At 48.3% G+C, this 22,518-nt stretch carries 21 protein-coding genes; 2 read left to right on the top strand and 19 right to left on the bottom strand.

Translation table 11 applies throughout. From position 1 onward, the window contains the following. Nucleotides 1-1,203 carry a class I SAM-dependent rRNA methyltransferase gene (locus tag FJM67_RS10150; RefSeq protein ID WP_181161472.1) on the bottom strand — a complete coding sequence of 401 codons (1,203 nt, stop codon included), beginning with the start codon at nt 1,201-1,203 and terminating at the stop codon, nt 1-3. An 89-nt stretch (nt 1,204-1,292) separates the two neighbouring features. On the opposite strand from FJM67_RS10150, the gene FJM67_RS10145 reads away from it, so the two are divergent. Then, nucleotides 1,293-2,159, top strand: coding sequence for an HDOD domain-containing protein (locus FJM67_RS10145; protein WP_140588975.1), 867 nt, complete (start codon nt 1,293-1,295; stop codon nt 2,157-2,159). 32 nt (nt 2,160-2,191) lie between these two features. Here the strand turns inward: FJM67_RS10145 and FJM67_RS10140 are convergent, their stop codons facing one another. The 18 genes from FJM67_RS10140 to ffh form a co-directional block, all read right to left on the bottom strand. Beyond that, complete coding sequence (locus FJM67_RS10140; RefSeq protein ID WP_140588973.1) at nt 2,192-3,259, bottom strand: ABC transporter ATP-binding protein; 1,068 nt, start codon at nt 3,257-3,259, stop codon at nt 2,192-2,194. A gap of 13 nt (nt 3,260-3,272) precedes the next feature. After that, entirely contained in the window at nt 3,273-4,868 is a 1,596-nt protein-coding gene (locus tag FJM67_RS10135) for an ABC transporter permease (RefSeq protein ID WP_140589007.1), read from the bottom strand. 80 nt (nt 4,869-4,948) lie between these two features. Next, complete coding sequence (locus tag FJM67_RS10130) at nt 4,949-6,007, bottom strand: Fe(3+) ABC transporter substrate-binding protein (RefSeq protein ID WP_140588971.1); 1,059 nt, start codon at nt 6,005-6,007, stop codon at nt 4,949-4,951. A gap of 192 nt (nt 6,008-6,199) precedes the next feature. Beyond that, nucleotides 6,200-7,396, bottom strand: a complete 1,197-nt coding sequence (locus FJM67_RS10125; protein WP_140588969.1) for a UbiH/UbiF/VisC/COQ6 family ubiquinone biosynthesis hydroxylase — start codon at nt 7,394-7,396, stop codon at nt 6,200-6,202. 14 nt (nt 7,397-7,410) lie between these two features. Beyond that, entirely contained in the window at nt 7,411-8,718 is a 1,308-nt protein-coding gene (locus FJM67_RS10120; RefSeq protein ID WP_140588967.1) for an aminopeptidase P N-terminal domain-containing protein, read from the bottom strand. Nucleotides 8,719-8,747: 29 nt separating this feature from the next. After that, nucleotides 8,748-9,341, bottom strand: coding sequence for a UPF0149 family protein (locus FJM67_RS10115; RefSeq protein WP_140588965.1), 594 nt, complete (start codon nt 9,339-9,341; stop codon nt 8,748-8,750). A gap of 144 nt (nt 9,342-9,485) precedes the next feature. After that, nucleotides 9,486-10,331: a bifunctional methylenetetrahydrofolate dehydrogenase/methenyltetrahydrofolate cyclohydrolase FolD gene (gene folD, locus FJM67_RS10110; RefSeq protein WP_140588963.1), complete on the bottom strand. Its 846-nt coding sequence runs from the start codon at nt 10,329-10,331 to the stop codon at nt 9,486-9,488. Nucleotides 10,332-10,457: 126 nt separating this feature from the next. After that, the gene (recJ, locus tag FJM67_RS10105; protein ID WP_140588961.1) at nt 10,458-12,179 is read right to left on the bottom strand and encodes a single-stranded-DNA-specific exonuclease RecJ; all 1,722 of its coding nucleotides are present in this window, start codon (nt 12,177-12,179) and stop codon (nt 10,458-10,460) included. Between the two features lie 227 nt (nt 12,180-12,406). Then, nucleotides 12,407-13,501 (bottom strand): sensor domain-containing diguanylate cyclase, encoded by a 1,095-nt coding sequence (locus FJM67_RS10100; RefSeq protein WP_140588959.1) that lies wholly within the window; start codon nt 13,499-13,501, stop codon nt 12,407-12,409. A gap of 68 nt (nt 13,502-13,569) precedes the next feature. Further along, nucleotides 13,570-14,280, bottom strand: a complete 711-nt coding sequence (locus FJM67_RS10095) for a 16S rRNA (uracil(1498)-N(3))-methyltransferase (protein ID WP_140588958.1) — start codon at nt 14,278-14,280, stop codon at nt 13,570-13,572. A 60-nt stretch (nt 14,281-14,340) separates the two neighbouring features. After that, nucleotides 14,341-15,726: a threonine synthase gene (gene thrC, locus FJM67_RS10090; RefSeq protein WP_140588956.1), complete on the bottom strand. Its 1,386-nt coding sequence runs from the start codon at nt 15,724-15,726 to the stop codon at nt 14,341-14,343. A 13-nt stretch (nt 15,727-15,739) separates the two neighbouring features. After that, nucleotides 15,740-17,041: a homoserine dehydrogenase gene (locus FJM67_RS10085; RefSeq protein WP_140588954.1), complete on the bottom strand. Its 1,302-nt coding sequence runs from the start codon at nt 17,039-17,041 to the stop codon at nt 15,740-15,742. A gap of 151 nt (nt 17,042-17,192) precedes the next feature. After that, nucleotides 17,193-17,891, bottom strand: coding sequence for a thioredoxin fold domain-containing protein (locus FJM67_RS10080; protein WP_140588952.1), 699 nt, complete (start codon nt 17,889-17,891; stop codon nt 17,193-17,195). 105 nt (nt 17,892-17,996) lie between these two features. Then, nucleotides 17,997-18,359, bottom strand: coding sequence for a 50S ribosomal protein L19 (gene rplS / locus FJM67_RS10075; RefSeq protein ID WP_140588951.1), 363 nt, complete (start codon nt 18,357-18,359; stop codon nt 17,997-17,999). Nucleotides 18,360-18,429: 70 nt separating this feature from the next. Next, nucleotides 18,430-19,182: a tRNA (guanosine(37)-N1)-methyltransferase TrmD gene (trmD, locus tag FJM67_RS10070; protein WP_140588949.1), complete on the bottom strand. Its 753-nt coding sequence runs from the start codon at nt 19,180-19,182 to the stop codon at nt 18,430-18,432. Nucleotides 19,183-19,201: 19 nt separating this feature from the next. Continuing rightward, the gene (rimM, locus tag FJM67_RS10065; RefSeq protein WP_140588947.1) at nt 19,202-19,747 is read right to left on the bottom strand and encodes a ribosome maturation factor RimM; all 546 of its coding nucleotides are present in this window, start codon (nt 19,745-19,747) and stop codon (nt 19,202-19,204) included. Nucleotides 19,748-19,762: 15 nt separating this feature from the next. Beyond that, complete coding sequence (gene rpsP / locus FJM67_RS10060; RefSeq protein WP_140588945.1) at nt 19,763-20,011, bottom strand: 30S ribosomal protein S16; 249 nt, start codon at nt 20,009-20,011, stop codon at nt 19,763-19,765. Between the two features lie 177 nt (nt 20,012-20,188). Then, nucleotides 20,189-21,571 carry a signal recognition particle protein gene (ffh, locus tag FJM67_RS10055; protein ID WP_140588944.1) on the bottom strand — a complete coding sequence of 461 codons (1,383 nt, stop codon included), beginning with the start codon at nt 21,569-21,571 and terminating at the stop codon, nt 20,189-20,191. Nucleotides 21,572-21,696: 125 nt separating this feature from the next. Here ffh and FJM67_RS10050 point away from each other — a divergent pair, with 125 nt between their 5' ends. After that, nucleotides 21,697-22,470: a cytochrome C assembly family protein gene (locus FJM67_RS10050; protein ID WP_140588942.1), complete on the top strand. Its 774-nt coding sequence runs from the start codon at nt 21,697-21,699 to the stop codon at nt 22,468-22,470. The last annotated feature ends 48 nt before the right edge of the window (nt 22,471-22,518 follow it).

The raw sequence follows: 22,518 nt of genomic DNA, 5'->3' as shown, positions 1-22,518 counted from the left end.
TTATAACCCCATATTATTATGCACTCGATAAAACAAGGCTTTTAGGTACTCTGTTTCCGGAATCGCTGGATGTACCGGGTGATCAGGGGCTTGGGTACCCCGATAAATTAACTGGGAAAAACGCTCTAACTGGCGCGAATTACTACGAATAATATCGTGTAGACGGTTGGTCTCTAGATGCATGGAACACGACCCGGAAACCAGCACACCACCTTTGGCAACCAAACGCATCGCCAACTGATTAGCGCGATGGTAAGCCCCTTCACCCGCCTTGATATCTTTACGACGGGCGATGAAAGCTGGTGGGTCCATAATCACCACATCGAAGCGTTGTTTTTCCTCGATCAATGAACTCATCGCTTCGAAGGCATCGCCGTGCATCAAGTTGGCATTGCCTTCGAACTGGTTCAACGCTAGGTTAGCATCAACATGATCAAGGGCTGCTTGGGAAGCATCAATAAAGGTCACATCGGTCGCACCTGCCGCTGCGGCCTGTACGCCCCATCCACCCACATAAGAAAACACATCAAGAACACGCTTACCTGAACAGAAGGTTTGCATGGTTTTACGGTTTTCCCGGTGATCGTAAAACCAACCGGTTTTTTGCCCATACCAAACTGGAGCTTGGAACAATACATCGTTCTCTTGCAGATAAACAACTTCTGGCACATGACCAAAGGCTTCTTCTACGTAACTGTCTAAGCCCTCTACATCACGCATCTTACCGTCATTTTTCATTAGAATCGCAACTGGACGCACGACTTCTTGTAGGGCTTCTACGATTTCTGACTTGACTCGCTCCATACCAGCGGTAGAAATCTGTACCACCAAGATATCACCAAAGCGATCGACAACCAGACCAGACAACCCATCCGCATCACCAAATACTAGGCGATAGTAAGGTGCTGGATAAAAGCCTTCCCGTAGGGACAAGGCAATTTTGAGTCGATGCACCAAGGTAGATTTGTTTAACAACACATCCACTGAACGGCTAATCAGACGAGCACAGATCAGTGTTGCTGGGTTGATTGTCGCCACACCTAATGGTTTACCATTGGCGCTTTCCACAATAACCTGATCCCCAGCATGGAACTGTTTCAGCGGGGTCGCGTCGGTATTAATTTCGTTGCTATAAATCCATTGGTGGCCAGCTTTGATGCGACGATCACACTGACCTTTTAACCTAATTACACTCAATTTCATCACCCAGATACAATTATTCGCGTTATTATAGAGCTCCACTAGGGTTAATGCTAAGTCAATTACGGATTTCACAAGCGTAGGTTGTAAATATGTCTACAGAACTGACTGAAGAACAGGTAAAACGGGTATTACAGGGAATCACGATCCCGCCACAACCTCAGGTGATGGTGGATCTGCACATGGAGCAAGCCATGCCCGAGCCGGACATGAACCGTATTGCTCAGATCATTTCTCAAGACGTTGGCTTGTCAGCCGCCGTGTTAAAATTTGTAAACTCAGCTTACTATGGCCTAGCCCGCAAGATCACTTCCATACAACAAGCAGTAATGATGCTTGGCATCCACAGTATTGCGAATATCGTCAATGGTTTGTCGGTTAAAAGTGAACTGTCTGATAGCGCCATCGAAGAGCTGCATCAGTTCTGGGATAACGCCATGGATGTGGCCGCAGTCAGCTCCAGCATCGCCAAGCAAATTGGGTTCAAATATCAAGATGAGTGTTATGCATTAGGGCTGTTCCATAACGCCGGCATTCCGCTAATGATGAAGCGCTTTAAAGGCTACCGGGAAATCCTTGAGCAAGGTTACAGCACAGACGATTTCTCTCTCACAGATATCGAAAACCAAGCATTTCGCACTAACCACTCGGTAGTCGGCTATTATTTAGCCAAATCTTGGGCGCTACCTCGTACCTGTTGTTATGTTATTGCCCACCATCATCGGGCGGAACGACTCTTTCAAGAGCGCATTGCGGGGGATGTTAAGCACCTGACCTTCATGTCTATTCTCAAGATGGCAGAGCATATCAGCGCGACTCACCGTTACATTGGTAAATGCAACCATGATCACGAGTGGGATAAAATCGGTCACTTCGCTTTGGAGCACTTGGAGCTAACCGAATACGATTTTGAAGGGATTGTTGATTGCTGTCGTGAACAGGGTATCGGTGCGCTTTAGCACCAACACCCTGACAAACCAGCTACTACTGCTCAGACTCGGGGAAATAGCACTAAGTGATCCAGCTCTACGCGAATCCCCATCTCTTGTCCAATCGCTAGGTCTTGATGGGATGAAGTATAGCAATACACCACTTTGCCATCCGCTAATTCAACGCGATAAAGGAAGTGAGCCCCTCGAAACCATTTGCTCACCACCTTGCCCTTGAACGAGCTATGTTCGTCGTAGCGAATGTCCTCTGGCCGAACTAGCAGATCCACTTTCGTGTCTGGTGCAAAGCCATGCTCATCGATCCCTTTAATTTCTCCTAGGGCAGAATGTACACAGTGAGAGCTACACACCTGGGCTGGTAGGAAATCCCCTTGCCCGATAAAGCTTGCTACAAAACGCGTCGCCGGCTCATGGTAAATTGCATAGGGTGTACCAATCTGCTGCACCTCACCAGACGCCAGCACCGCGACGATATCTGCCATGGCAAAGGCTTCCGCTTGATCGTGACTGACTAACAACGCACTCACTTGTTCCTGCAGCAAAATCTGACGAATTTCAGGAACCAAAGTTTCGCGTAATTTGGCGTCCAACCCAGAGAACGGCTCATCCATTAGCAATAACTTTGGCTTAGGGGCAATAGCGCGAGCTAGGGCTATACGCTGCTGCTGACCACCTGACAAAGACTGAGGATAACGCCCTTCATACCCTTCAAGCCCAACCACTTTCAATAAGTGGGCAATACGCTCACGACGCGCTGCTTTAGACCAATGGCGCAGACCAAAACCGATATTGTCACCGATACTCAAATGAGGAAACAGGGCTATATCCTGAAACACCATACCGATCTGACGCTTCTCTGGAGCCAACTGAACCGTAGTGTCGGCAATCTGCACTCCTGAAAGCTTAATACTTCCCTGCATCAGAGGCTCAAACCCTGCGATGGCGCGCAATAGAGTAGATTTGCCACAACCACTGGGGCCCAATAGGCAGCCGATTTTCCCTTCCTGTAAAGTGAAGTTCACTCCTTCGATAACGGACATGCCTTGATAACCGAGTGCGACATCGTTGAGTTCTAGCGAGTTTTGAACCACGGGAGATTGTTCTGTCATAGTTATGTTCCGTTTACAATTTCGCGGTAGCAGAAATAGAGCGGCTCAATAAAATCACCGGCAATAATCCGACCAACACTATCATCAGCGACGCGGGAGCAGCATCGACCAAACGTTCATCGGATGCCAATTCGAACGCTTTTACAGCTAAGGTATTAAAGTTAAAGGGACGTAAAATCAGTGTGGCCGGGAGTTCTTTCAATACATCAACAAATACAATCAGCAACGCAGTTAATACTGATCCTTTGAGCAGGGGGATATGAATGCGACGCAGCACCTGCACCGAAGAACAACCCAATGAGCGCCCCGCCATATCCATGCTAGGTTTTATTTTGCCTAAGCCACTTTGCACCGAGCCCAATGAGACCGCCATAAAACGCACGGTATAGGCAAACAATAATGCGGTGATAGTACCGGAGAGAATTAGGCCCGATTTAATACCAAACCAAGACTTTAACCACGCGATAATCTGATGGTCCATCCAAGCGAGCGGTACAATCACACCGATCGCAATAATGGTTCCTGGTAAAGCATATCCCAGCCCAGAGGAGGCAGTGGCCATAGCAACGCCTTTATCTTGGGCAAAGGTACGTCGCGCATAAGAGAGGACTAACGCCAAGCCAACCGCAATAATGGCTGCCAGCCCTGCAAGATAGAACGAATTCCACGCTAATCCTACGAAGTCCCAACCAATCACCTGAGCTTCAAATAACGCCCAATAAGCGAGCACCGTTGCAGGGATCAAAAAGCCAAATAACACCGGGATCAAACAGGCGATAAAAGCGGCTCCAGCCCAAACTCCACCCAATTGAATTTGACGTTGCGCCGCTTTACGCAGGCCAGAGGCATGATAGGCAATTTTTCTACGAGAGTAACGTTCAGTGAAAATAAGAACTGCTACAAACAGCAGCAACACGCCTGCCAACTGAGAAGCAGCGGTGAGATCACCAAAACCATAGAAGGTTCGCATAATCCCAGTGGTAAAAGTCGATACCCCAAAATACTGGACCGTTCCGTAGTCAGCTAACGTTTCCATCATCGCTAGGGTAGCACCGGCGACTATCGCCGGACGAGCAACAGGTAACGCGAGCTTCCAAAAGGTCTCTAGGGGGGAGTAACCTAACGTACGCGCCACTTCCAAGGTATTCGCCGATTGCCCTAGAAAGGCTGCGCGAGCCATGAGATAGACATAGGGATACAGCACCAAGGCCAACATTACGAAAGCGCCGCCCAGCGATCGAACTTCGAAAAACCAATAATCTCCGTAGCCCCACCCAGTCAGGTCACGAATGGCTGTCTGAACTGGACCAGCAAAGTCTAATAATCCGGTATAGGTGTAGGCAATGATGTAGGCGGGCATAGCTAGGGGCAACAACAGCGCCCAACTAAATAGGCGCTTACCGGGAAACTGACAATGGCTGGTTAACCAAGCGGCGGGCACCCCCATCGCTAATACACCCGCAGTGACGCCTATCATAAGTAGTAAGGAGTTGGTGATATAGTCAGCTAGAACCGTTTCATAAAGATGCTGCCAAACACCAGCCCCGCCAATGAAAATATTGGCAACAATTACAACGACCGGCAACAACAAAACCAGCGCGACAAACATCGCGCTGGTTTTAAGTAGAGAGCTTTGTTGTAAGCGGGGACGCCGGTTTATCGCTCCCCCGTCACTCGATAACGATTTATTTATTTCCAACCACCACGATCCATCAATTCAACAGCTAAACGGTTGTTGTCACCCAACACACTCAATGACATGGAGTCCGCCTGGAACTCGCCAAATGGCTGTAGGCTTGCAGGGGCTGCAATACCCTCAACTACTGGGTACTCGTTATTGACATCCGCGTACCAAGCTTGGCTTTCAGGGTTAGTTAGAAACTCAACCAATTTCTTAGCATTATCCACATTACTAGCGGATGCCGTCAAACCGATACCACTGACGTTTACGTGAGCACCACGGTCATTTTCACCTTGGTTCGGCCAAAACAACGCCACTTTCTCGTAAACAGCACGCAATTCAGGGTCATCACTTTGACCTAAACGACCGTAGTAATAAGTGTTCGCTATAGCTATGTCACATACACCAGCGGCTACTGCTTTTAACTGATCGGTATCACCACCCGCAGGATTACGGGCAAAGTTAGCAACGATACCTTTTATCCAATCTAAAGTTGCCGCTTCGCCATTCGCCTCGATCATAGAAGCAACCAATGACTGGTTGTAAATGTTTGAAGAGGAGCGGATACAAATACGACCGCGCCATTTTTCGTCCACCAAATCTTCGTAGGTAGATAACTCTGTCGGGGAAACCTTGTCTGGATTATAGAAAATCACCCGCGCACGTTGCGACAAACCGTACCAGTAACCATCACGATCTTTTAGATTGGCTGGAATCACTTCATCTAACAGAGGTGTCGAAAAAGGCTGCAACACACCTGCATCTTTGGCACGGAATAAATTGCCTGCATCGACAGTAATAAACAGATCCGCTGGGCTGGCATCACCTTCGACTTGTAGACGACGCAACAGGGCATCCGCACTCCCCGTAATAAGGTTAACCGTCACATCATTTGCTTTACCAAACGCGTCTAATGCTGGCTGAATCAGCGCTTCTTGACGTGCGGAGTAAATATTTACTTCGCCAGCTGCTTGGGCAGAAAGCGATACCATACTTCCTGCCACCACGGACAAGCCTAGTAAACTTTTAGCGACAGACTGGATACTGTTGATTTTATAATTAGTCATGAACAACCCCATGGAGACACTAACAGTGTGAACTTATTGATACTGTGAAAAATAATAAATGAAAAGCATTCTTCTTTGCAAATCAAATAGCTTCCTATTTGAGACTATTTCACATTCTTGTTCACACTAATCAAACAACATCCACATCCAGCCGTTTGTTGTTCCTAAGAAATGCCGTAAAAGTTCTGACGGTTATTTTATACCGCTGGCATGGGCAACCAGTTTATTACGAATAAATGCCGACGACTGTGCCAGCTTCATCGCAGTATTGCGCAATTGCACAATGGCTGGCTGGGTGGTAGTAAAGACTCGTTTGAAGGTTTCCATGGATGCTGACATCAACACATTTTCAATAATGCGCGCTCTTTGATAACGACGCAGTACCATCATAGAACCTAAGTCTTCTCCTCGTTTAAAGGCCTTTGTCAGAATGGCCACCAAGTCCCCAACATCACCAAAACCTAGGTTCGCCCCCTGACCCGCAAGCGGATGGATGGTATGAGCCGCATCGCCGATCAAAACGACATTTTCTTGGATATATTGCTTGGCATGTCGCTGACGCAACGGGATGGCTTGCCGCGGCACAGTCAAACACATGGCGTTGAAGCGTTCGCTGATGGCGTAGGTTAAACGCTGACAAAATGCCTCATCGGATAACGCCATTAAGGCTTCAGCTTCCATTGGAGGCACTGACCATACAATTGAAATGAAATGCTCATCATTAACCGAGGGCAGTGGTAAAAACGCCAAAATACCTTCGTCACCAAACGCCTGCCATGCGGTATCCTGATGGGAACGATCGACTTGCACTGTGGTGACGATAGCATGGTGGCCATAATCCCATTCCACCATATTAAAACCAAATTGATCACGCATTTGCGAGCGGGCCCCATCGGCTGCGATCAGCACCTGCCCGCTTAGTTGGCGATCGGACGCTAGGGTAACTTCTACTCTACCATTGACTCGCTGTTGCTCCGTCACCATATCGCTAAGAAACAAATCGACACCACGGGTGTCCTGAACCGCATCCATGAGGCCCTGGCAGAGCACGTTATTCTCAACTAGGTGACCGAGGTCTGGCAGCGCCGTTTGCGCACAATCAAAATCGACTTCACCTTGACCCAAGCCATCCCAAACACGCATCTTCTGATAAGCGGCCAACCGTGTACTATCAATGCGCTGCCAAGCTCCGGCCTCGCTGAGTAGCTGCTGAGAATGACGGGAAATGGCACTGACACGAGCATCATAGGCAGGCGGCACCGATAACGCATAACGTCCATCATGACGATCAATTAATGCCACTGACATACCCTGACGTGCCAGTAGAACCGCAGATAACGCCCCTACCATGCCTGCGCCAACAATGATCGCATCGTAATCTCGTGCCATTTACCTACCCTCAATTAATTGTGTTGTGACATTAGCGCTTCGATATCGTCAATTTCTTTGGCTAAGCCGTGAGTGAGCACATAAGGCCCGTCTTCCCGGATCAAGATGTCGTCTTCGATACGAATACCGATACCGCGCCATTTTGGATCAACACGTTCATTATCTGCCGCCACATAGAGCCCAGGCTCCACCGTCAAAACCATCCCCGGCTGCAAGGTGCGGGATTGGGAATTTTCTTTGTAGCGACCGCAATCATGAACATCTAACCCTAACCAATGGCCGGTATTGTGCATGTAGAATTCTCGATAAGCCTTGTTCTCAATCAGCTCTGCCACATCTCCTTGTAACAAACCCAAACGCACTAGGCCCGCCGTCAAGGTTTCGATAGCCGCGTTGTGGAACGCTTCGTAGGGTTCGCCAACACGCATTTTTTCAATACTGGCGTATTGGGCATCCAACACTAATTGATAAAGCGCGGCCTGTGGCTCACTAAATTTGCCATTGGCTGGAAAGGTTCGCGTGATATCAGAGGCATAGCAGCCTAACTCACAGCCTGCATCGATCAGAATCAAATCACCATCGGCGATAGTGGCATCATTACTGATATAGTGCAGTACGCAAGCATTGGCACCGGTCGCCACAATATTGTTATAGGCTAGATGGCGCGCCCCCTGCTGCATAAACACATAGTTAAGTTCCGCCTCTAACTGATACTCTTTTTGCCCTGGGCGCACACTACGCATGGCTTGCTCATGGGCTTTTACGCTGATTTGTGCCGCTGCTTCCATAATGGCGATCTCTTCCTCATCCTTAATCAAGCGCATTTCGTGCAACGTATCGGTGGCATCCAAAAAGTTATCTGGCGGTAGCTTACCTTGGCGTTTTTGACGGTAAAGCTGATCGCGCCATTGCCAAAGCTGCTCACGCAATCCCTTGTCGTGCATTAACAAAGCCACATTTTCGACGCCATCAAGCAATGTGAGCGCGCGTTCATCCACCTCAGTCAACTCAAAGGCTTCATCCACGCCAAATGTGGCTTTCGCACCCTCAACCCCATGACGAAAACCATCCCAAAGCTCTCGCTCAGGGTCTTTGGGCAGAACGCCCAACGTGGCATGACCATCCGCCTGAATAAACAGCAGCGCATCCGGCTCGCCAAAGCCACAAAGGTAAAAAAAGCTCGAGTCGGGGCGAAATTCGTAGTCACAGTCATTGTTACGGGTACACAGACTACCAGTACGGAATACCGCCACCGTATTTTCTGGTAAGGATGCCATCAAACGGCGACGACGCTCTTGGTACGTTTGCGGACGAATAGACATGATCAACTCCATCAATTTGACAGTAACAGTTAGTGCAGCGGGCGTTGTTTGGTTAAATCGGCATCAGGCACCACTCCATGGTGTTCTGAGAACAACATCATAGCCGACAAACGAGCGTATTCGATTAACTCGGTTAAATCAGCGTCATTTTCATTGTTGTCTTCCATCTGCTCCATATCTGCACGCAGACCAGAAATATTGGCAAAATCCTGCAACACCTGACGAGCATCGTCGGAAATGGTTTCTTGTTTACGCCCTGCTAAACCATAGCCCGCTAAAAAGCCGTGGGCCCATTGGGCTAGAGTAGTACCGCGCTGGCTAATTTCCGCATCCTCGTCGGCGATGCAAGGTACAAGCGCATATTCACCATTTTGAAACAAGCTCAAAGTGGCTTGATATAGCTCGATAATGGCGGCTTTGCTAGCGGCTTCTCGCCACTTCTCGATATCAGCAAACTCCAGAGCCATCTGTAACCAGTCTTCTTCCCTCAGGCTAACACCCGCTGCCAGATAACCGCATAACTGCCCATGTAATTCTGCTGGAGATGCCGTAATCCCCTCGCTGACAAACACATCAGCAATTAAGTCAAAATCGAGTGCTTCCAGTAATCTTTCTGTAGACATGACACTTGGGCCTTTTAACACTATAAAAATAAAAAATAGGTGAATAACACAGTTAAACCGCCGTTATTCAACAAAAAAGCCGTACCCTAGGCACGGCTTTTATCTAACAGTAAAGGTGTGGACGAAACACCTGCATTTCAAGGCTTAGCCTAAATGCTTCAAGCCCGCTTCTAACGTTTGCAAAATCAGTGTATTGATCGTCATCGGCCCGACACCACCCGGTACTGGCGTATATGCCTTCACGCGGTTAGCTAGTGGTCCTAATTCGATGTCACCAATACCGCCTGGGTGATAGCCTGCGTCAACTACCACGGCTCCGTCTTTGATCCACTCGGCTTTAATCAACTCTGGTTTACCCACAGCCCCGACGATAACGTCAGCCTGTTTCACAAACTCAGGTAGGTTTTGTGTGCGCGAGTGGCAGATGGTAACAGTAGCATTAGCATTCAGCATCATCATAGCCATCGGTTTACCCAAAATTGGACTACGGCCAACCACGACCACGTGTTTTCCTTCCAGTTCAATATTGTATGCATCTAGTAGACGCATAATACCGGCTGGGGTGGCCGCACCGTAGGCTGGCTCTTTCATCGCCATACGGCCAAAGCCTAGACAAGTCACGCCATCCACATCTTTGTGCAAAGCGATCGCATCGAAACAAGCGCGCTCGTCGATTTGTGCTGGTACCGGATGTTGTAGCAAAATGCCGTGAACATCTGGATTTTCATTCAATTCTTGAATTTTTGCTAACAGTTGCTCGGTAGTGGTTTCTTCCGGTAATTCAATAGCAAGGGAATCCATACCAACGCGGCGACAAGCGTTGCCCTTCATTTTCACATAAGTAGCGGAAGCTGGATCAGCCCCTACTAAGATGGTAGCAAGTATTGGTGTATGACCACCGGTGCGTTCTTTTAACTCAGCAACTTGCTTCGCCAAGCGTTCTTCGGTTTCTTTGGCACAATGTTTGCCATCAAGAACCAATGCCGTCATGGATTCACTCCTGAAGAAAAACTGGAATAGTGATTTTGGGGAGCGCGCATTATACCCTAAACTCTTCACTTACGTTTGCACAATTTTGCCTTTCCCACTCGTCACTATTGAATCAGAGTGACGATTTTAGTCTTGATATGGCTCAATATGGTCAATAATGAGCTGCAGATTACGCTGTCCGCGAAATTCATTGATATCCAGCTTATAAACCGCGCGCACCTTATCACAAGAATTGGGCCAATGGTCTAGGTCGACAAAAAAATGAATACCATCCAATACCAGACCAGCGTTTGGTTCCTGTAGCACCAATTTAAGATGCTTTTCACCCACAATGCGCTGTTGCAGCACATTAAACACTCCATCGAAACAAGGTTCAGGGAAGGCTTGTCCCCATGGCCCCGCCTGCTGTAACTGTTGCGCAAAGTTAAGACTAAAGTCCTGAGCCACCAGAGGGCCATCAGTCAAGATGGTTGCTTGCAATAGTTCTGGCGTGGCCCATTCAGTAATAATTTCATCGAACGCCCTACTGAACGATTCATAGTCCTGCTCCCGAATCGACATCCCTGCCGCCATCGCGTGGCCACCAAACTTTTGCAACAGGCTCGGATGGCGCTTAGCCAGTAAATCCAGCGCATCGCGGATATGAATCCCTGGAATTGAGCGGGCTGAGCCTTTAATTTCATCCGGCCCAGCTGGCGCAAAGGCAATCACGGGACGATGGCACTTTTCCTTCATCCGTGACGCGAGTATGCCTATGACTCCTTGGTGCCAATCTGGATGGTAAAAGCATAGACCATTAGGCATGTGATCCAATTCCGGCAACTGGGCCAAAGCTGTCTCGGCTTGGCGCTTCATATCGGCTTCAATCGCTTTACGCTCACGATTGAAACTGTCGAGCTGCTGCGCATACTCTCTAGCAATATGGGGTTGATCTGTTAGCAGACACTCGATACCAATGGACATATCATCCAAGCGCCCAGCTGCATTGAGACGAGGCCCTACGGCAAATCCCAGGTCAGATGATTTTAGTTGCCGATGATCCCGCCCAGCCACTTCTAATAACGCTAAGATTCCAGGGGCAGCAAGCCCTGCTTGAATTCGCTGAATGCCTTGTTGCACTAGAATGCGATTATTGTGATCCAATGGCACCACATCGGCGACCGTCCCCAACGCCACTAAATCAAGCCAATCCGCCATCTTTGGCATGGGGATATGAGATCGCTCAAACCAGTTGCGCTCGGACAAAACAGCGCGCAGCTTGGACATCACGTAGAAAATTACACCTACACCCGCTAGGGCTTTACTCGGAAAATCGCAAGCTGGGTGACTCGGATTCACAATCGCTGCGGCTTCTGGTAATTCATCTCCAGGCAAGTGGTGGTCAGTCACGACCACTTTAATGCCTAGTGCATTCGCCGCTGCCACCCCAGCAATACTCGCAATACCATTATCGACGGTAATGATGACTTGGGGAGAAGATTGCGCTGCTACCGCCACAATTTCTGGTGTCAGACCATAGCCATATTCAAACCGATTCGGCACCAAATATTCCGGTTCATTAGCGCCCATGGCGCGTAAGGCCCGCATCGCTAAGGTAGTAGAAGTAGCACCATCCGCATCAAAATCACCGACAATGAGAATCTTCTCAGCCCGCTCAATGCTATCGGCTAAAATCGTGGCGGCTTTGCCAATATCAAATAAGTTAGGTGCCGCCAATCGGTTGAGACGATATTCTAATTGCGACGGATTAGTCACCCCACGAGCATGATAAATCCGCTGCAAGGTAATTGGCATGTTATCCGCTAAACGCTCGGTAGTTTGCGGTATTGGGCGTTGTGAAATTTTCATCGGTGACCATCGTCAGGTTGATTCAGGGCATATAATAACACCCATTTGCGACCCGTGCCTTTGACATCCCCAAGCATGTCATCTAGGGTTAGAGATGTTGGCAGTTGCTGCTGCTTTGGTGGTAGGCGCTGCTGATACGAGCCCGCAACCCGATGTTACGTCGAGGTGCGGGCTTTTTATTGGACGACTCGTCATCGGTTTACGAATAGGCAAGCTGTCGGAGCGAGTTAACCATGCCAATCTAGACACACATGATTGCGTCCTGCGGCCTTAGCTTGATAAAGCTGCTTATCTGCCCGCCCCAATGCCTCTGAAAACTTTTCTGCTTGTTTCATTTGCACCATACCAATACTAATGGTGGTCGCTATTTCTTGTTCATCCCAAAGCACCTTAAGGTCTGCCAGCCGCCCTCTCAAGGCCTCTGCAAACGCCATCGCTTTCGAGGCTGATTCACACTGGCAAGCAATCAAGAACTCCTCTCCTCCCCAACGGGACAACGCAGCAGCTTTAGGCAATGTTTGTTGCAGATTTTCCGCCATCTGGCAGAGAAATAAATCACCCGCATCGTGACCATATTGATCATTAATACGCTTGAAATGATCAACATCAAGCAGTAACAAGTAAGGTTGAGACCAATTTCGATCGGCCAACGTATTCTGTAGGCCTCGGCGATTTAATAGTCCCGTTAGCGGATCTGTCGTCGCCGCGAGCGCCACTTTATTGTGGGCCTCTTGAAGGGAATGATTAAACAAGGAAGTGATGTATTCGTATACGGTAGATAACAAAATCACCAACACAAAAGATAATACCACCCGTGATTTCAAATCAGGATGAAAACCCAGTTGGTCAAATGGCGTTTCCATGCCGTATAACACAAACAACAGCAGTAACAGAAACAGGAACAATTCCAATAGACCGCGTTTTAATCCATGCAAAAATAGGGATACCGCTGGCAAGCAGTATATCCAAACATGTCCTGTACCATTTACTCCACCACTGTACACCAGATACAGCATGAGTAGATACAGGGGATACAAGATGACATTACTCGATAAAACATGGTTTTGAGTACGTCGCAAAAAGAAATGGTTAGCCGTGTACAAAGCGGCCAAAGCCAGTAGCCCAATTCCCATCCCCCAACGCCCGGAAAAAAGGGCAAGCACTCCTAACGGGAAGGTGAAGGTAACACCCACCATACAAAACAGGTTGATAATAAAAATTCGGCGAGAAGAACTAGACAAGTCTTCAGCCTGCGTCCCAGCAAACAACACTGACCTAATAAAGGCTCGCACACGACTAGCGGCTGATGTGATGGATTCCATATACCGTCCTGATTACATGGCGTTTCACTGTAGTCGGGGAATACCTGTACAGTAAACGAACACCCCGATTATAACGCAGGATGCAGCCGGGACAAGAGCACTGGCACCGCCGTTTCTACTTTCAGTATACGGGGCCCCAGATGCACACATGTCATCCCTGCCTGGGTAAAACTCTCCACTTCAAAATCATTCCACCCACCTTCGGGTCCGATCGCCAACAACGACGGAGTGGCTAGTGCCACCGGACATGCCTGAGCCTGATAAGGATGAGCTACTAAGCCGGTACGCTCTAGTAACAAATCAGGCAAGGTGTCTTCCACAAATGGGCGAAAGCGTGGATGCAAATGCAAATTGGGTAAGCTGGTATCTTTGGCTTGCTCTAACCCCTCAATGAGAAACTCATGTAAGGATTGAGGCTGTAATACTGGACTTTGCCAATAGCTTTTTTCCACCTTACTTGAATGAATAAGATGGATCTCCTTCACTCCCATAGCGGTCACGTTCATCAGTGTACGTTTGAGCATATTGGGTCGAGGTAGCGCCAACACTAGTGTACAAGGCAATACTGGTGGAGGTGACAGCAACTCATTATGGATCGTCACCGAACCCGCGTCACGCCGATAAACACCCTGTCCAATTCCCTGATTTAGAATACCAACACGTATGCTGTCCCCATCTTGTTTTTTTAGGATGTTTTCCACATGCTGCACTTGGCGATCATTCAGTTGGTAAGTTGTCTCAGAAGACTGTTGGGTAGCGCTAAGTAAGATGAGATTCATATTCAGAGTTTCAAACAAAGAAAAGGGGCATCATGCCCCTTTTCGTTTATACAAGCAAAATTACAACTTGCTAGCCACGTAAGCCTGCACGTCTGCTAGGCTATTATCCAGCACTTCATAAGACTCATCACGTTCGAACAAGTCTTTCATATGCTCAGGTAATTGTGGCGAATCGCAACCGGCTTTCTCCACTGCTTCTGGGAATTTCACCGGATGAGCCGTTGCCAAGGTAATCATTGGCACAGATTTATCCTTCCAGCACTGACGCGCTGACTCAAGACCGATTGCGGTATGGGGATCGAGCAAGTATTGCGTCGCCGCGAATACCTCAGAAATTACCTCACAGGTACGAGCATCATCGACTTTATAACTATCGAAGTTTTCTTTCACGAACGCCCAAGCGGCATCATTTAGCGTGACATCGCCGGCGTTGAAACGGGCCATCAAGTCCGCCACAGCAGCACTGTCCCGACCATGGGCATCAAATAGCAAGCGTTCAAAGTTGCTGGACACCATGATATCCATACTAGGAGATAACGTCACATTCAGCTCTTGGCGACTCATATCATTGGCTGCAATAGTACGATGCAAAATATCGTTTTGGTTGGTGGCAACCACTAACTGATCGATAGGCAAGCCCATTTGCTTCGCCAAGTAACCAGCAAAAATATCACCAAAGTTACCGGTTGGTACCGAGAAAGATACCTTACGATGGGGACCGCCCACAGCCAAAGCAGATGAGAAGTAGTAAACGATCTGGGCCATGATACGGGCCCAGTTGATCGAGTTTACAGCCCCAAGCTTAGCGCCTTTAAGGAAGCTTTGATCCGCAAAGCTGGCTTTCACCATGCTCTGACAGTCATCAAAGTTACCTTTAACCGCGATATTAAAGACATTGTCATCGATGATAGTAGTCATTTGACGACGCTGAACTTCAGATACGCGCTGATACGGGTGCAGAATAAAGATATCTAGGCGCTCAGAGTGACGGCAACCTTCGATCGCCGCAGAACCAGTGTCACCAGACGTCGCACCTAGGATCACTAGCTTCTCGCCACGTTGACCTAGTACGTAATCCATTAGACGACCTAGCAATTGCAGTGCAAAGTCTTTAAAGGCTAACGTCGGGCCACGGAACAGCTCCAGCACCCATTCGTTATTGTCTGTTTGCACCATTGGCGCTACCGCAGCATGATTGAATCCAGCGTAGGCTTCGTCGATCATATGCTTGAATTCTTCAGCGGGGATCTCGCCTTCAACAAAAGGCCACATCACTTTGAAGGCCAGCTCTTGGTAACTTAAAGACGCCCAAGAAGCGATTTCTTCCTGTGAGTAAGTCGGCAATGTCTCTGGTACGTACAAACCACCGTCACTAGCCAAACCGGCCAACAAAACATCGCCAAAGCTCAATGCCGGAGCTTGGCCACGAGTTGAGATATACTTCATTACTTAAATCCTCTTACGCCAGGTTCTCTACACGGATGCGCTGTACAGCACCCGCTACATCTGGCAATGCTTCGATTGCTGCAATCGCAGCATTCATATTGCGTTCTTTCACATCGTGGGTCATAACCACAAGAGGCACTAGATCACTGCCTTCGCGCTCACGCTGAATAACAGATTCAATACTAATGCCATTGTTCGATAGAATTTGGGTGATATTAGCCAACACGCCGGCACGATCCTGAATAGTCATATTCAGGAAGAAACCACACTCAATTTCATCCATCGGCAAAATTTCAAGATTCGACAAGCTATCTGCTTGGAAGGCTAGATGAGGTACGCGATTATCTGGGTCTGCCGTAAGGGTACGAGCAACATCAACAATATCTGCCACTACCGCAGAACCGGTTGGCATAGCCCCGGCACCGGCACCGTAACTAAGCGTTGGGCCAACTGCATCCCCTTTCACCATCACCGCATTCATCACACCGTTGACGCTAGCCAGTAATGTTTTTTGTGAAATCAAGGTCGGATGCACCCGTAGCTCCACACCGGCTTTGGTACGACGAGCAATACCAAGGTGTTTAATGGCATAGCCTAGCTCACGGGCGTAAGCCACGTCCTCAGCACTCACTCGGCTAATACCTTCGGTATAAGTTTTCTCAAACTGCAATGGGATACCATAAGCAATCGAAGCCAAGATGGTCAGTTTATGAGCCGCATCGATACCTTCTACGTCGAAGGTTGGGTCAGCTTCGGCATAACCAAGCTCTTGCGCTTCTTTCAGTACGTCACCAAAATCACGACCTTTTTCGCTCATTTCGGTCATGATGAAGTTACCGGTGCCATTGATGATGCCCGCCAACCATTCGATACGGTTGGCCGATAGACCTTCACGCAACGACTTAATAATTGGAATACCACCTGCGACCGCAGCTTCAAAGGCAACCATCACACCTTTTTCTTGAGCTTTTGCAAAAATCTCATTGCCGTGCTCAGCGATCAGCGCTTTGTTCGCTGTCACGATATGCTTGCCATGCTCGATACCAGTCAGCACCAACTCTTTGGCTGCTGAAGTACCACCGATAAGCTCTACAAGAATGTCCACTTCTGGGTTCTTCGCGACCGCGAAAATATCAGCGGTGGTATCAATTGCGGTGGTATCACAAGCAGGATTCTGATGACGCGCGCCAATTTGGGTGACAACAATCTCACGCCCAACGCGACGGGTAATTTCTTCTGCGTTGCCCTGCAGTATGTTAAATGTTCCAGAACCAACGGTTCCAAGCCCACAAATTCCGACTTTTACCGGTTTCAAAGTGATACCCCACAACTTACGGTTGTCTTATATAGTTATTGATCGAATGATCGACTGATAGTTAACGTCAAGATTATAACGGTTGCCTTGGCTAAACCCAACGCTGATTGTTGTGATCTGGCGTCAGGTTTTAGCAGATATTACCAATATCTCAGTTAATCCCTAGCTCTTTTGCTAGCTCGTCGGCAGGGAGGTAGCCAGGAATAAACTTGCCATTATCTAGGATGATGCTTGGCGTACCGCGAACACCCACTTTATTACCCAGCTGAAATTGCTCTGCTACCGGGTTGTCACACTGTACCGACGGCACATTTTGCCCTTGTTTTGCCTTCGTTAGCCAGGCGTTCGGGTCATCGGAACACCAAATGCTCACCATATCTTTATAGACAGGGGAACCCACACCTGCGCGAGGGTAAGCGAGGTAACGCACAGTGATGCCCATGTCATTAAGCGCATCGACTTCTTTGTGAAGCATACGGCAGTACCCACAATCAATATCGGTAAAAACACTGATATGGGCTTTTTCCTGAGCGGCCTTATAGATAATCATTTTGTCTTCAGGATAAGACTCAACTTGCGCTAACTTGGCCTGTTCGGTTTCATTCACCACTTTAGTACCGTCAATACGGTAACGATCACCGACGATAAAGAACTTACCATCAGCACTCACATGCAATTCTGGACCATCTTGCAGCTGCACTAGATATAGCCCACTTCCGGCGTGCTCTTCCACCGAAGCAACTTGATACTGGGGCAAAGCCATATTGATCGCCGCTTTGACTTCTTGCTCTCCTGCTACCAAGGTCGAGGCAAAGCCAACACCTAGGAGCATGGTCATGATTCGTTTCATCGTTCCACTTCCTGATAACAAAGTCATCATTAGGCCATAGAGCCATGGGCAAGTTCCATAAAAAAAGGCGACCTAAGTCGCCTTTTTTTAACCTGAAGAGACAGATTAGCGCTTCGCCAACTTCTCTTTGATACGTGCAGACTTACCTGAACGCTCACGTAGGTAGTAGATCTTAGCTTGACGCACGTCACCGCGACGTTTCACTTCGATGCTTTCAACAAGTGGGCTGTAAGTTTGGAAAGCACGCTCAACACCAACACCGCTAGAGATTTTACGAACAGTGAATGCTGAGTTTAGACCGCGGTTGCGCTTAGCGATTACAACACCTTCATAGGCCTGTAGACGCTCACGAGTACCTTCTTTTACTTTTACTTGAACAACAACAGTGTCACCAGGGCCGAAGGCTGGGACTTCTTTTGTCATTTGTTCTGCTTCTAGCTGTTGAATCAGCTTAGTTTTGTTGCTCATGGATGTGACTCCTAATGATTTGGTTTCTTGTTGGCGCGAAGGTCATAACGTTCCAACAAGCTCGTTTTACTTACTCTGCCGAGGTTGGATCTTCGGTATCACGAATAAACTCTGCTAACAACTTTTGCTGCTCCTTGTCCAACTCAAGGTTCTGCAAAAGGTCTGGCCGGCGTTGCCAAGTTCTTCCGAGCTTTTGCTTTAAGCGCCAGCGCCTTATTTCCTCGTGGTTGCCACTAAGTAATACAGGAGGTACTTCCGCGCCGTTAAGCACTTCAGGTCGAGTATAGTGTGGACAATCTAACAAACCATCGGCGAAAGAATCTTCATCCGCTGAGGCTTGTTTCCCCAACACCCCCGGCACCATACGAAAAACGGCATCCATCATCGTCATCGCCGGTAACTCGCCTCCACTCAGGACAAAATCGCCGATAGACCACTCGTCATCAATCATGGATTGAATTAGGCGTTCATCGACCCCTTCATAACGACCTGCCACCAGAATTAATTCTGCTTGCTTGGCAAGTTGCTGCACACCTTGCTGTTCAAGGGTGCGACCTTGAGGAGATAAGTAAATAACTTTTGCGTTTGGCAGCCATTGCTTGGCTTGCTCAATCGCATCTTTGAGAGGCTGAACTTTCATCAGCATCCCAGGACCACCGCCGTAAGGTCTGTCATCGACAGTTTTATGCTTATCGTGGGTAAACTCGCGCGGGTTGAAAAAATCAACCTCGACAAGCCCTGACTTCACTGCCCGCCCTGTTACACCATACTGGGTAATGGCTTGGAACATCTCTGGAAATAGGGTAACCACACCGATTCGCACCCTAAGCCTCGCTTATCACTTAGAAATCTGGATCCCAGTCCACCAACATCTCTTGTTTGTCTAAATCGATGTTTAGCACAAACTGATCTGGCACATAGGGAATCAAACGCTCTTCGCGATCATAGCTTCCTTCACAACTTTTGATCACCAGCACGTCATTCGCACCCGTTTCCATAAGTTGTGAGACACGGCCTAGAAGAACACCTTCTTTGGTCAGTACCTTTAAGCCTTCCAGCTGAGACCAGTAAAACTCGCCTTCTTCTAATGCTGGTAGGTCTTTGGCATCGATATAGATATCCAACCCACAGATTTCTTTAACCTGATCACGGTCGGTATAGCCTTTAACCGCTGCCACCAATCCGCGTCCTTGGACACGACCTTGGCCTACTTGCACAGCTTTCCACCCCTGAGGAGTTTTCAGCCACCAATGCTGGTAATTAAAAATCCCTTGCATTGGCTCGGTATGGGAGTACAACTTAACCCACCCTTTAACACCATATACAGATGTAATGCGTCCTACCACAAGCGCCTGCTCAGGAGCTTTCGCCTGCTTTACTGTAGACATAGCACTACCTCTGTATTAAGCGTTTTTGCTAGCTTCTTTTACAAGCTGAGCAACACGGTCAGAAAGCTGAGCGCCTTGGCCTACCCAGTGATTAACACGGTCTAGGTCAACACGTAGACGTTCTTCTTGACCACGAGCAACTGGGTTAAAAAACCCTACGCGCTCGATAAAACGACCATCACGTGCACGACGGCTATCAGCCACGTTCAAGTGATAGAATGGGCGCTTTTTAGAGCCACCACGAGAAAGACGAATAGTTACCATATTATTGGTTCCTTATTGCTTAACGAAACGCTTCTTCATCATAGATACGACGCACCTACTATAAGAAGGCGGCATATTCTAGTCGATTAGGCACAAAAACAAAAGGGCGAATTACTCGCCCTTTCAACAAAATTCCACTTATCTGCCACTAACAGACAAGCTAAATAAAACTCTAGGTTAGAATTTTGGAAAACCACCGCCACCGGGGAAACCACCGCCCGGCATCATACCGCCCAATCCACGCATCATTTTCTTCATGCCGCCCTTGGAACTGAACTTCTTCATCATCTTTTGCATTTGCTTATGTTGCTTCAACAGACGATTCAAATCCTGAATCTGCAAGCCAGCACCGGCTGAAATACGTTTTTTGCGGGAGCCGTTGATCGCATCTGGGTTGCGACGCTCATCTGGGGTCATAGAATTGATCAGCGCTTCCATCTGCACAAACATCTTGTCATTCACTTTATCTTGGATATCACCAAGCTGACCCATACCCGGAAGTTTATCCAACATGGAGGCCATGCCGCCCATGTTTTTCATTTGCTGCAACTGCTCGCGGAAATCTTCTAGATCGAAGCCTTTTCCTTTTTTCAGTTTACCCGCTAGCTTTTCGGCTTTTTCTTTGTCGATTTTCTGCTCAGCTTGCTCGATCAAAGACAGCATGTCGCCCATGCCAAGGATACGAGATGCCAAGCGATCAGGGTGGAAAGGCTCTAGCGCATCGGTTTTCTCACCCACACCCAAGAATTTGATTGGCTTGCCAGTAATATGACGCACAGAAAGTGCCGCACCACCACGGGCGTCACCATCGGTCTTGGTGAGGATGACACCAGTCAGAGGCAACACATCTCCGAACGCCTTGGCCGTATTTGCCGCGTCCTGACCAGTCATGGCATCGACCACAAACAAGGTTTCTACGGGATTAATCGCCGTATGCAGCGCCTTAATCTCCGCCATCATGTCTTGGTCAATAGCCAGACGACCGGCAGTATCGACGATCAACACATCTTTGTGAGCTTTTTTCGCAACGTCGATAGCATTGTTGGCAATATCAATCGGCTTTTGGGAAATATCGCTCGGGATAAACGTAACGCCGATATCGTTGGCGAGGGTTTCTAGCTGTTTGATCGCTGCCGGACGATAAACGTCGGCACTCACTACAGCAACGGACTTTTTCTGACGCTCTTTAAGATATTTCGCCAATTTACCAGCAGACGTGGTTTTACCCGCACCTTGTAGACCCGCCAAGAGAATAATCGCCGGCGGGGTAGCCCGTAGATTAAGTTCATCATTGGCCTGTCCCATTACCGACTCGAGTTCCTGCTTTACAATCTTCAGGAACACTTGGCCAGGACTCAAACTGCGACTCACTTCCGTTCCTATAGCACGCTCTTTTACCGCAGCAATAAAGTCTTTTACCACCGGCAAGGCAACGTCAGCCTCCAACAGCGCCATGCGCACTTCACGCAATACTTCCTGAATATTCTCTTCGGTGAGTTTTGCGCGACCGCGAATGCGATCGAGCGACGCGGTTAAGCGGTTGGATAAATTGTCAAACATGTTGCCCTCAAAAATCTGCGCTATGTGGAAAAAACGGCGTATTGCGGTTTATCCAAGGTGGAATTGGCTCTATTATAACGGAGTTTTAGTGCACACCCTATACCCTCAGGACGTTGGTTAAACCTATGACTCAAATTGCCTTGTGGTTCGCTTGCCTACTAGCTTTATTCGCTGGCGGCAACTATTACCGAAAGCCAAACACCCAGCTAACCCAAATCACCGGCGTTGCGGCACTAGTTGTACACACAGTAGCATTGGTGCAATTGCTAGCATTTCAAGACGGTTTCAACTTTTTAACCATTGGCCTACTGATCGCACTTATTGGCAATTTAGTGCTTTGGGTCAGTAATCGAGACAAGGATTTATCGTTATTACTAGCGATTGCCTTCCCTGCCGCAGCGATAGTCATGGCCGCTAATGCACTATCTCCGGACAGCCTTATCCTATTACACAGCCCTTCACTCGGAACGTCGCTACACATATTGATTGCATCCGTTGCTTATAGTCTCTTCACTGCCGCCTGTGGCGTTGGGATACTCTTAGCAATCCAAGAGTATCAGCTCAAGCATCACAATCTACGCCAGCTTTTAAGAGTACCAAGCCTGCAGGTATTAGAGCGCCTGATGTTTGAATTTATCTGGGCCGCTTTTATTCTACTAACCATCACCATCGGTACCGGCTTCTACTTTATTGAAGATATGTTCGCCCAACATTTGGTCCATAAGACCTTCTTCACCCTTGCCTCTTGGCTGGTGTTTGCTGGACTGTTACTCGGCCATCATATGCTGGGTTGGCGCGGTAAATTAGCCGTCAAGATCACCATCGGTGGCTTTGTGTTGCTAATGCTTGGCTACTTCGGTAGCAAGATCGTGTTGGAATTCCTGATCGGGGCGGTGTAAAAACCTCACACCGCCATTTGACAGCAACCCAAGCAAACCTAATAATCC

Origin of the sequence: Maribrevibacterium harenarium (genome assembly GCF_006385675.1) — a bacterium.
In the GTDB taxonomy this organism is placed as follows: Bacteria; Pseudomonadota; Gammaproteobacteria; order Pseudomonadales; family Marinomonadaceae; genus Marinomonas; species Marinomonas harenarium.
This window is presented reverse-complemented; position numbering and strand designations above follow the sequence as displayed.

Excerpts from the sequence above, each read along its gene's own strand:
- FJM67_RS10115 (WP_140588965.1), bottom strand. The coding sequence starts at position 9,341 with ATGTCTACAGAAAGATTACTGGAAGCACTCGATTTTGACTTAATTGCT.
- FJM67_RS10095 (WP_140588958.1), bottom strand. The coding sequence starts at position 14,280 with ATGAATCTCATCTTACTTAGCGCTACCCAACAGTCTTCTGAGACAACT.
- FJM67_RS10125 (WP_140588969.1), bottom strand. The coding sequence starts at position 7,396 with ATGGCACGAGATTACGATGCGATCATTGTTGGCGCAGGCATGGTAGGG.
- rpsP (WP_140588945.1), bottom strand. The coding sequence starts at position 20,011 with ATGGTAACTATTCGTCTTTCTCGTGGTGGCTCTAAAAAGCGCCCATTC.
- recJ (WP_140588961.1), bottom strand. The coding sequence starts at position 12,179 with ATGAAAATTTCACAACGCCCAATACCGCAAACTACCGAGCGTTTAGCG.
- FJM67_RS10140 (WP_140588973.1), bottom strand. The coding sequence starts at position 3,259 with ATGACAGAACAATCTCCCGTGGTTCAAAACTCGCTAGAACTCAACGAT.
- ffh (WP_140588944.1), bottom strand. The coding sequence starts at position 21,571 with ATGTTTGACAATTTATCCAACCGCTTAACCGCGTCGCTCGATCGCATT.
- FJM67_RS10150 (WP_181161472.1), bottom strand. The coding sequence starts at position 1,203 with ATGAAATTGAGTGTAATTAGGTTAAAAGGTCAGTGTGATCGTCGCATC.
- FJM67_RS10120 (WP_140588967.1), bottom strand. The coding sequence starts at position 8,718 with ATGTCTATTCGTCCGCAAACGTACCAAGAGCGTCGTCGCCGTTTGATG.
- FJM67_RS10145 (WP_140588975.1), top strand. The coding sequence starts at position 1,293 with ATGTCTACAGAACTGACTGAAGAACAGGTAAAACGGGTATTACAGGGA.
- thrC (WP_140588956.1), bottom strand. The coding sequence starts at position 15,726 with ATGAAGTATATCTCAACTCGTGGCCAAGCTCCGGCATTGAGCTTTGGC.
- FJM67_RS10050 (WP_140588942.1), top strand. The coding sequence starts at position 21,697 with ATGACTCAAATTGCCTTGTGGTTCGCTTGCCTACTAGCTTTATTCGCT.
- folD (WP_140588963.1), bottom strand. The coding sequence starts at position 10,331 with ATGACGGCATTGGTTCTTGATGGCAAACATTGTGCCAAAGAAACCGAA.
- FJM67_RS10135 (WP_140589007.1), bottom strand. The coding sequence starts at position 4,868 with ATGTTTGTCGCGCTGGTTTTGTTGTTGCCGGTCGTTGTAATTGTTGCC.
- FJM67_RS10080 (WP_140588952.1), bottom strand. The coding sequence starts at position 17,891 with ATGAAACGAATCATGACCATGCTCCTAGGTGTTGGCTTTGCCTCGACC.
- FJM67_RS10130 (WP_140588971.1), bottom strand. The coding sequence starts at position 6,007 with ATGACTAATTATAAAATCAACAGTATCCAGTCTGTCGCTAAAAGTTTA.
- rplS (WP_140588951.1), bottom strand. The coding sequence starts at position 18,359 with ATGAGCAACAAAACTAAGCTGATTCAACAGCTAGAAGCAGAACAAATG.
- FJM67_RS10100 (WP_140588959.1), bottom strand. The coding sequence starts at position 13,501 with ATGGAATCCATCACATCAGCCGCTAGTCGTGTGCGAGCCTTTATTAGG.
- rimM (WP_140588947.1), bottom strand. The coding sequence starts at position 19,747 with ATGTCTACAGTAAAGCAGGCGAAAGCTCCTGAGCAGGCGCTTGTGGTA.